Consider the following 1,585-nt stretch of genomic DNA (forward strand, 5'->3'; position numbering starts at 1 on the left):
TTTCAGACTGCTGATAAACCCCAGTTATTTAACTGGGGTTTATTGTTTCTGGGGCCTCTGTATCAATATTCCTCTGATATCCAAAAACAGCACAATGAAAAATAGTAGGTGTTCAGCAAGCTTAAAATGGGGAGAGATTGGGATGGAATTCGTAATATTTCGGCTATAAATCGATAAAATAGGCCTCAAGCGGCCATCAGTGCGATCTTTTTCATGTTTTGTGCAGTCGCTACCATAAGACACTGCATTTGAACCTTCGAGCGTCCTCTAAACTGTGCATAGCGATAACCATGTAGTTGCTTTGCATCGGCAAAGCTTCGTTCAACAGTTTCTTTACGCCGCGCGTAGATGACCTTCCCCTTATCCGTGAGTCGGTTCTGATTAACACGCTCTTTGCTGTCTTCCCAGACGTGCCTTGTGATGGTTTTAACCTTATTTGCATTGCGCGTACAACGATCAATGAGTGGACAGTTTGCGCATATCTTCGGGTTGGATTGATAATGGCGATAGCCTTCTCGGCTGGTCGTTTTGTAGAGGATTATTTGTCCTGCAGGGCAGGTATATTGATCGTTTAACTCGTCGTAAATATATTCGCGTTTATAAAAATATCCGGCCTTGTGTGTGGGTCGACGATAACCCATGACCGCATAAATATCGCGATCCTCTAAGCCCTTACAAAGAGCAGACGTAAAGTAACCCGCATCTAAACCAACATGTTCAACGTCAAAATTAAAGCGTTCTTTCTGGCGATCTAAACGCTCAAGATAAGGAACCGCATCATGCACATTACCCGCAGTCACATGGACGTCAGTGACGATATTGCAGCGACTATCAACGGTGCGATGGTCGAGATAGAAAAATCCTTTCGGCTTGCTATCGCGCACCATATAGCCACTTTCTGGATCGGTGGTGCTTTGCTTAATCTCCCGTTCGGGCTGCGCTTTGGATGAAAGCGCTAAGGGCTTTTTTCCGTGAGATAACCGATCCTCATCAATGGCTCGATCCAAATCATCCATGTAAGCTTGGCGCTCAGTATGAACTCTACTCAGAATATGTTTGTTCTTATTGGCATTGGCTTTTAAATGAGTCGAGTCGGTATATAGAGTTGTTCCTGTGACTAATTTCTTTTTCATGGCTTGCAGAACAATCTGATCAAAAATCTGTTGATACACTTCGGTTTCGTTAAACCGACGAATCCGATTTTGACTTAGTGTTGAGGCGTCAGGAAGCTTATCGGTTAGGCCTAAGCCCAAAAACCAACGATAGGCGACGTTCACTTGCGCATCACGGATTAACTGACGTTCGCTACGAATCCCGAAGAGATAGCCGATGAAAAGCAGCTTAAACATCAAGGTGGGATCGAGGGCAGGCCTACCATTATTGTCACAATAGAAATCTTTGACGAGGTCGTGAATGAAACTGAAGTCTATCTTCGCATCGATTTTACGAAGCAGATGATCAGCAGGAACAAGTTCATCAATACTGACGAATTCGAGAGAGGACTGAGTTTGGGGGCGATTTTTTAGCATGCCCTATTATAAAAAATCCCCGCCGGTGATGGCGAGGACTTTGTCAGCAATCTGAA

The 1,585-nt window shown here is 44.4% G+C and carries 1 protein-coding gene; it reads right to left on the reverse strand.

All coding sequences use genetic code 11. The features are described from left to right. Nucleotides 1-185 precede the first annotated feature (185 nt). A complete protein-coding gene (locus C100_RS47825; RefSeq protein WP_025264467.1) occupies nt 186-1,529 on the reverse strand; it encodes an IS1182 family transposase in 1,344 nt (447 codons plus the stop codon). Nucleotides 1,530-1,585: the final 56 nt, after the last annotated feature.

The organism is Sphingobium sp. C100, from assembly GCF_000508185.1.
Taxonomy (GTDB): domain Bacteria; phylum Pseudomonadota; class Alphaproteobacteria; order Sphingomonadales; family Sphingomonadaceae; genus Sphingobium.